Genomic DNA, 6443 nt, shown 5'->3' on the forward strand with positions numbered 1-6443 from the left:
GGTAGCATTGTGCACACGCTGTAGCAGATAGGTACACTATGGTCATGAAGCAGATCCAGCAACGTGATCTCCGCAATGACAGCGGAAAAGTGCTCGCTGCGGTCGAAGCAGGCGAGAGCTTCATCATCACCCGCAACGGCAATCCGGTAGCCAAGCTCGAACCCTTGGTCCGACGGACGTTCGTGCCGGTAGCCGAACTCGCTCGCACCAGCGCTCGACTCCCGCACATCGACTACGCGCAGTGGCGTGCCGACCTCGATGCGATAATCGACCAGGAGATCCCGGGCAGTGAGTGAGTCCGCCGATCCACTCCACATACTGCTCGACACGTCGGTCCTCATCGACTACGCCGAGATTCACGCCGAGCTGCCTGCCGAGGCCGATGCCGCGATCAGCGCCGTCAGCCTCGCCGAGCTCGCGGCCGGAATACACGCCACGAAGGATCCGGTGCGCCAGGCACAGCGCCAGCTCCAGTTCCAATGGGTGGTGCGATCGTTCGATCCACTCGTGTTCGATGCCGAGACCGCCCATGTGTACGGGTCATTGGCATTGCTCGTCGAGCAGATCGGGCGCAAACCCCGTGGCCGAGGTGCAGATCTGCAGATCGCCGCCACCGCCGTCCAGCACGCGCTGCCGCTGTACACCCGGAATCCCGACGATTTCAAGGGCCTCGAACCACTGCTCAACATCGTTGCCGTGTGATCTGCGGTCGTTGGATCAGCGGTTGAGGGGAGCGAGGGTGTTGTCGGCGAGGGACTCGATGGTGGGGCGAGGGAGCATGGTGTCGACGTAGCAGAAGGTGATCGACAGGGTGGTGTCGAAGGTGGCTACGGCGACGGTGAGGGCGCTGGCGCAGGAGTTTGTGCCTGCGACGGTGAGGGCTGTGATGGGCAGGGGGTCGGGGGTTTCGGGTGGGGCGAGGCGGCCGAGGTTGCTGAGGGTGACGTTCCAGGGAGCGCGGCGGTCTACGAGTTCTACTGCGCGCCTGCCTGATTCGAGGGATCGTGGGCAGCCGTAGCGGATGGCGGCCAGGCCGGTCAGGTCGGCGTGGTGGGTGAGACGGTGGGACAGTTGCGTTTTCGCTGTTCGGGCCGCGTCCCAGAGGGAGCGGTTCGGGCCGAAGGGGACGAAGGTCGGGAGTACGGCGGTGAACATGCCGGGTTCGTCGTCGGCGGGTGGTGGTTGAAGCCGGGATCGCAGGTCGACCGGGATACCGATTCCGGCCACGCCGGATCCGCCAGGGCGGTTCAGTTCGCCCAGCGCCTGGGCGAGGGCGGCGGCGAGCGCGGCATTGACGGTGACACCGGCCTGATGACAGCGGGCGCGCAGGTTGGCGAGCTGGTCGCCTTCGATGGTGCGGTGCACGGTGCGGGTGCGGCGCACGGGGAGCGGGGGTAAGTCGCCGGGGAGGCCGACGGGGCGCCGGACCGTCGCGGTGAGCTGACCGGCGAGGTTCGTGCGCAGGCAGCGGAGCAGTCGGGTGTGCGCGGGTGGGATCAGGTCGTCGGCGGCCGGGATCGGTGGCCGGATGGCGGCGGGGCCGGGTGCGCCGAAGGCGACGGCGAGGATGCGTGACGCCAGCGAGGCCATCGAGCGGCCGTCGATCATCACGTGTGAGAGGACCAGGATCAGGTCGTGCAGTTCGTCGGAAGTGCCTGGGCGCCAAGCCAGATCGACGAGACTGCCCGGCGCGGTCGACAGGTCGATCGGTGCGGTGAGCTGGTCGTCGAAGACGGTGCGCCACTCGTCGGGGTCGGCGACGATGCGGTGCAGGACCGGCAGGTGCGGGTCGGCCGAGGGGACGAACCGTGGGCCGTCGACGACGATCGCGCGCAGCAGCGGGTATTCGGCGACGACGGCGTCCGCCGCCTCCTCCAGGCGATACGCGCCGATCGGACCACGCACCCGCAACCGGACCACGCAATTGGCCGGGGAGAGCTGGTCGACCAGCCAGAACCAGCGTTCCGACGGCGACAGCGGGCGATCGATCTCGCCGGCGCGCACCATGGCGCCCCCCTTCCTCCGCACCTCGTCCAGATCCGCGGACGGACAACGAACCGCCGCGCGCAACCGAGCGTACGGCCGGGCGGTCCGCTCGGCGTCCACCTCGGCGGTCCACGGTGTGCCACAACAGACCTGGTGTCCCGAACCGAACGATTCGCGGCTCGGCGGGGACCTGACTCGGCAAGCCGCCGCCGGAAGTGTTCACTCAGCGCTTTTATAGGCACTTACTACGTGCGTATTATGGACCTATGGGTTTCGAGTGGCCTGATTGGGCGATCGCTCACCTGATCGGCGTCGAACCCAGCGAGGTTCGGCAGGTCCTCGCAGCGTCACGACGGTGGCCACGCCCGGCCTTCGACGGCCAGGTGACCGTTCTGACGGTGTGGGGGCGCACCACGGCCGGGCGCCCGTTGATCGTGGTCACACGGCAGCGCGACGACTGGACGTGGGTGATCATCGGCGCACGAGCGATGCGCGCCGAGGAACTGGCGCAATTCGAGCAGTGGGAAAGTGGGAACCCCGCATGATCGGTCAGCGCCCGGAGGAGGCAGCCCGCGTAACCACGCAGGGCGCCCGAGCATGCGCAGAGGACACAGCATGAGCGATCAGGACTATCCATCCAGCAAAGAGGAACTCGCCGACTACATGGACCGGCTGAGTTTCTCCGATGCGCCCGCCGATGCTCCGCCGCGCCTGCCCGCCAACGAGGACATCATGGTGACCACCTCCATCCGGTTGCCGCTCGGCCTGCATTCCCGGTTGAAGGAGCTCGCCGACGAACGGCGCGTCGGCGTATCAACCCTGCTCAGGGAATGGGCCGAAGCCGCGGTCGCCGAGATTGACGACGAGGATCAGATGATCTCGCTCGCCGAGGCGAAGCGGGCGCTGTCGCGGGTTCACCCCATTCATCGGGCCAGCTGAGCGCCGACGTCGCGGGATCGTTCTCGGGCGCGAACCGGAGGGGTGTAAACATGCCTCATGATGTTCTGGCGGCGCCGATCGAAAGGCGAGCTGCATACCGTCCCCCGCTGGCCCACCGACCCGGATGCCAGGAAGGCGCTGGCGCGCTATCTCGACCGGCTGCCGACCGATCCGGCCGTGCCGCGGACCACCGAAATGCTGTTCAACGGTTGGGGACTCGATCTCGGCGGCAGTGATCTGTCCGGGCTCGATCTCGGTGGTGCCGAACTCGGCGAGGCGCGGCTGACCGGGGTCCGGCTGGTCGACACCGACCTCTACGGCGCCTGGATGTTGTCGACGGATCTGTCGGGTGCCGATCTCACCGGTGCCGATCTCGGCAAAGCCCAAGCCCGCGACTGCACACTGCGCGAAGCCCGGCTGCACGGCGCGCGGTTGATGAAAGCCGACTTCGCGACCTCCGATTTCCACCGCGCCGACCTCACCGGCGCCGACCTGCGGCGAGCGACGTTCGGCGACACCGATTTCCGGGGCGCGAGCCTGCGCGAAGCGCGGATGGACAATGCCAGTTTCCACGGCGCCCGGTTGGCGGGCTGCGAGGTGGCCGGCGCGGTCGGCGCGATCGACGGGCCTGTCGATGTGGGCGAACACAGTCCGCAGTGGCTCGACGGCGCGGCCTTGGCGTCGTGGTTCGCCTCGTCGGGAGCACCGGGCGTGACGGTTCGTTCGTTGCACCGATAAATCGAAACCACGCCCGAGCGCGGGTGACGTACGCGTGAAAATCGTTGCGCAGGTGGGTTATCCGCGCGCATTCTGTCGCCGTGCAGAAGGTATTCGCCGTGGTGCTCGCCCTGGTTGTCGGATTCGGCGTCGTCGGCTGCGAGCACGACGCCGCAGGCGAGGACACCGCGAAAGTGGTGAAAGATGTCGTGTGCGAAATGGTGGTGCCGATCGTCGACGCCGTCGTGGTGAAAATGAAAGCCGGGGTGACGGTGTCGGCAGTAGTGATCGCCGGGGCCACCGGCCTCGTGCTGAGCAAAGCCTGCGAAATTCTGCTCGACCGGATCGGCCAGGCCCCGGACGAGGAGCACGAGGTCACCCTCGACAACGGCAAGGGCTCGCAGACCACCAAGATCACCGGCAACACCTTCACCAGCGTGACGCAGGACGGGTGCGACAGAACCGGCGGCTGCCCCACCTCCTACGTCTGCCTGTTCACCGGCAGCGAGGGCACCGGCAAGATGTCCCTGTTCAAGATCGGCTCCCCCGACCTGGGCAACCAGCACATCGACGCCGCGACGGTCTCGGTCTACAACCGCACCGGCAAGACAGCCACCCTCTTCGCCGCCCGCAACAACAAGGGCGACACCTACACCATCGAGAAATCGGACAAGGGCGACCTCCCCGCCGACTGGCAGGCCACCGCCCGCTCGATCACCGTCGGTCCCCTCCCGACCACCACATCGAGCACCACAACCGGACCGAGCACCCCACCGCCGTCCACGTCGCGCACCCCGAGTTCGTCGACACCGTCGACCTCCAAGACATCAACCGCCGTCCCGACGTCCTGAAATCCGGTCAGTGGCTGTACCGCATCGCCGCGATCGGGCACCGGCAGACCCCGGTCAGGCGCCCGGCAGATTGCCGGTACGCCGGCCAGAGTATTCAGGCCGAACCCACCCGCACCATCCGGACCGCGCAGGCGATTCCTGGCGCGTTCGCCAAGCGCGAGTCCGTGGTGAGCAGTTCGCAACCGTAGGCTTCGGCTGCTGCGACATAGGCGGCATCGTAGGCGGTCAGGTTGTCACGGAGGTCCCAGATTCTCGGGACGAGTACGCGAGTGACAGGAACCTCGGGATCCAGGCCGCCGAGGGCAGTGACGGCGCGGTCGGCCTGGACGGCGGTAATCGTGCCTGCGCGGGTGAAGCGGCGGATCACTGACAGAACCTCGACGGTCCAGTGTTGTGGGGCGATCCAGCGGTTGTCGGCTTCCAGGGCTGCCCGGCACGCGTCACCGAGCGGGCCAGGGTTCAGGAGAGCGTGAACGAAGACCGATGCATCGACCACGATCACTCGCGGATCTCCGACTCATCCAACGCCGAATCTCTTTCGGCGCGTTCGGCATCCAGCGCCACGAGGACATCCCGCGTGGTGAACGCGACGTCCACTGCGGCGGGGCTGAACTGTTTGAGAACCGCGATATTGTCCTGGCGCCGAGCTTCATCGCGGACCAGGTCGAACAGAAATGCCTGCAGCGACTGCCCACGCTGGCGCGCCAGCGCGACCAGCTGATCACGGAGCGGTTCCGGCACGTCGCGAATCTGCAGGGCAACCATGCATGCAATTATACATGCACCCGCGGGCGGAGAACAGCCGCAGCTGCGCCGTATCAGAACTCGTCGCCAGGACGCGACAAAGGCTCCCACGGATAGCCGTGGGAGCCTTTGTCATTCAGTTACTGGACGCTCAGCGGCGGCGCTTGCCCTTGGTTTCGGCGCGGGCGGCTTCGCGGCGTTCGCGGCGGGTGCCGGACTGGCCGCCGTATTCCTGGGCGTCGGAGTGGGATTCGGCGCGGCCGTTCTCGGCGGGGCCCGAGTAGTTCAGGCCGCGGGGGGACGCGTCGGAGATGCCCTTGGCGCGCAGGGCGGGTGGGGCCTGGGTTTCGGCGGGCGCGTCCTGGGGGCGGGGGGCGCCGACCGGGGAACGCAGGCCCTGGCCGACGGAGACGCCTTCGGGCTGGGGCTGCTGGACCTCTACCTGGAGGTTGAACAGGAAGCCGACCGACTCCTCCTTCAGGCCCTCCAGCATCGCGGCGAACATGTCGAAGCCCTCGCGCTGGTACTCGACCAGCGGGTCGCGCTGGGCCATCGCGCGCAGGCCGATGCCCTCCTTGAGGTAGTCCATCTCGTAGAGGTGCTCGCGCCACTTGCGGTCCAGGACCGAGAGCAGGACCTGACGCTCCAGGTTGCGCATCGCGCCTTCGCCCGCGAGGCCGTCGATCTCCTGCTCGCGCTTCTCGTAGGCGGTGTGCGCGTCGTCGAGCAGGGCTTCGCGGAGTTCGTCGCGGGTGAGTTCGCCGGCCTCACCGGTGGCGGTCTCGCCCGCGAGTTCCTTGTGGTCCAGGCTCACCGGGTACAGCGTCTTGAGGGCGGTCCACAGCTTGTCCAGGTCCCAGTCCTCGACGTAGCCCTCGACGGTGGCGCCGTCGACGTAGGCGGTGACCACGTCGGTGATCATGTTCTGGACCTGACCCTCCATGTCCTCGCCACGCAGGATCCGGTTGCGCTCGCCGTAGATGACGGTGCGCTGCTGGTTCATCACCTCGTCGTACTTCAAGACGTTCTTGCGGATCTCGAAGTTCTGCTGCTCGACCTGGGTCTGGGCGCTCTTGATGGCCTTGGAGACCATCTTCGCCTCGATCGGCACGTCGTCGGGCAGGTTCAGGCGGGTCATGATCGCCTCGAGCGCGGCGCCGTTGAAGCGGCGCATCAGCTCGTCACCCAGCGACAGGTAGAAGCGGG

At 67.3% G+C, this 6443-nt stretch carries 9 protein-coding genes and 1 pseudogene; 6 read left to right on the top strand and 4 right to left on the bottom strand.

Annotated features, from left to right (window positions below):
* Window positions 1-44: 44 nt before the first annotated feature.
* Together ACFWPJ_RS21480 and ACFWPJ_RS21485 are read left to right on the top strand one after the other, a co-directional pair.
* Entirely contained in the window at window positions 45-296 is a 252-nt protein-coding gene (locus tag ACFWPJ_RS21480; RefSeq protein WP_378853952.1) for a type II toxin-antitoxin system Phd/YefM family antitoxin, read from the top strand.
* On the top strand, window positions 289-702 hold the full coding sequence (locus ACFWPJ_RS21485) for a type II toxin-antitoxin system VapC family toxin (protein WP_378853954.1): 414 nt from the start codon (window positions 289-291) through the stop codon (window positions 700-702). The genes ACFWPJ_RS21480 and ACFWPJ_RS21485 overlap by 8 nt, the downstream gene beginning before the upstream one ends.
* Window positions 703-717: 15 nt before the next feature.
* On the opposite strand, the gene ACFWPJ_RS21490 is transcribed toward ACFWPJ_RS21485, so the two are convergent.
* Window positions 718-2007 (bottom strand): hypothetical protein, encoded by a 1290-nt coding sequence (locus tag ACFWPJ_RS21490; protein WP_378853956.1) that lies wholly within the window; start codon window positions 2005-2007, stop codon window positions 718-720.
* A gap of 245 nt (window positions 2008-2252) precedes the next feature.
* On the opposite strand from ACFWPJ_RS21490, the gene ACFWPJ_RS21495 reads away from it, so the two are divergent.
* From ACFWPJ_RS21495 to ACFWPJ_RS21510, 4 genes are all read left to right on the top strand, one after another.
* On the top strand, window positions 2253-2531 hold the full coding sequence (locus ACFWPJ_RS21495) for a hypothetical protein (protein ID WP_378853958.1): 279 nt from the start codon (window positions 2253-2255) through the stop codon (window positions 2529-2531).
* Between the two features lie 70 nt (window positions 2532-2601).
* Window positions 2602-2925, top strand: a complete 324-nt coding sequence (locus tag ACFWPJ_RS21500; protein ID WP_378853960.1) for a hypothetical protein — start codon at window positions 2602-2604, stop codon at window positions 2923-2925.
* A gap of 57 nt (window positions 2926-2982) precedes the next feature.
* Window positions 2983-3663, top strand: coding sequence for a pentapeptide repeat-containing protein (locus tag ACFWPJ_RS21505; protein WP_378853962.1), 681 nt, complete (start codon window positions 2983-2985; stop codon window positions 3661-3663).
* 80 nt (window positions 3664-3743) lie between these two features.
* Entirely contained in the window at window positions 3744-4493 is a 750-nt protein-coding gene (locus ACFWPJ_RS21510) for a peptidase inhibitor family I36 protein (RefSeq protein WP_378853964.1), read from the top strand.
* Window positions 4494-4587: 94 nt separating this feature from the next.
* Here the strand turns inward: ACFWPJ_RS21510 and ACFWPJ_RS21515 are convergent, their stop codons facing one another.
* From ACFWPJ_RS21515 to ACFWPJ_RS21525, 3 genes and pseudogenes are all read right to left on the bottom strand, one after another.
* Window positions 4588-4995, bottom strand: coding sequence for a type II toxin-antitoxin system VapC family toxin (locus ACFWPJ_RS21515; RefSeq protein ID WP_378853966.1), 408 nt, complete (start codon window positions 4993-4995; stop codon window positions 4588-4590).
* Complete coding sequence (locus ACFWPJ_RS21520; RefSeq protein ID WP_378853968.1) at window positions 4992-5258, bottom strand: hypothetical protein; 267 nt, start codon at window positions 5256-5258, stop codon at window positions 4992-4994. The genes ACFWPJ_RS21515 and ACFWPJ_RS21520 overlap by 4 nt, the downstream gene beginning before the upstream one ends.
* A gap of 130 nt (window positions 5259-5388) precedes the next feature.
* Window positions 5389-6443: pseudogene (locus tag ACFWPJ_RS21525) on the bottom strand (preprotein translocase subunit SecA); the annotation flags it as partial.

Origin of the sequence: Nocardia sp. NPDC058497 (assembly GCF_042720195.1) — a bacterium.
GTDB lineage: Bacteria > Actinomycetota > Actinomycetes > Mycobacteriales > Mycobacteriaceae > Nocardia.

What these genes read in the sequence shown, in the direction of transcription:
- ACFWPJ_RS21480 (WP_378853952.1), top strand. Translation starts at nt 45, where the DNA reads ATGAAGCAGATCCAGCAACGTGATCTCCGCAATGACAGCGGAAAAGTG.
- ACFWPJ_RS21490 (WP_378853956.1), bottom strand. Translation starts at nt 2,007, where the DNA reads ATGGTGCGCGCCGGCGAGATCGATCGCCCGCTGTCGCCGTCGGAACGC.
- ACFWPJ_RS21495 (WP_378853958.1), top strand. Translation starts at nt 2,253, where the DNA reads ATGGGTTTCGAGTGGCCTGATTGGGCGATCGCTCACCTGATCGGCGTC.
- ACFWPJ_RS21500 (WP_378853960.1), top strand. Translation starts at nt 2,602, where the DNA reads ATGAGCGATCAGGACTATCCATCCAGCAAAGAGGAACTCGCCGACTAC.
- ACFWPJ_RS21505 (WP_378853962.1), top strand. Translation starts at nt 2,983, where the DNA reads ATGATGTTCTGGCGGCGCCGATCGAAAGGCGAGCTGCATACCGTCCCC.
- ACFWPJ_RS21520 (WP_378853968.1), bottom strand. Translation starts at nt 5,258, where the DNA reads ATGGTTGCCCTGCAGATTCGCGACGTGCCGGAACCGCTCCGTGATCAG.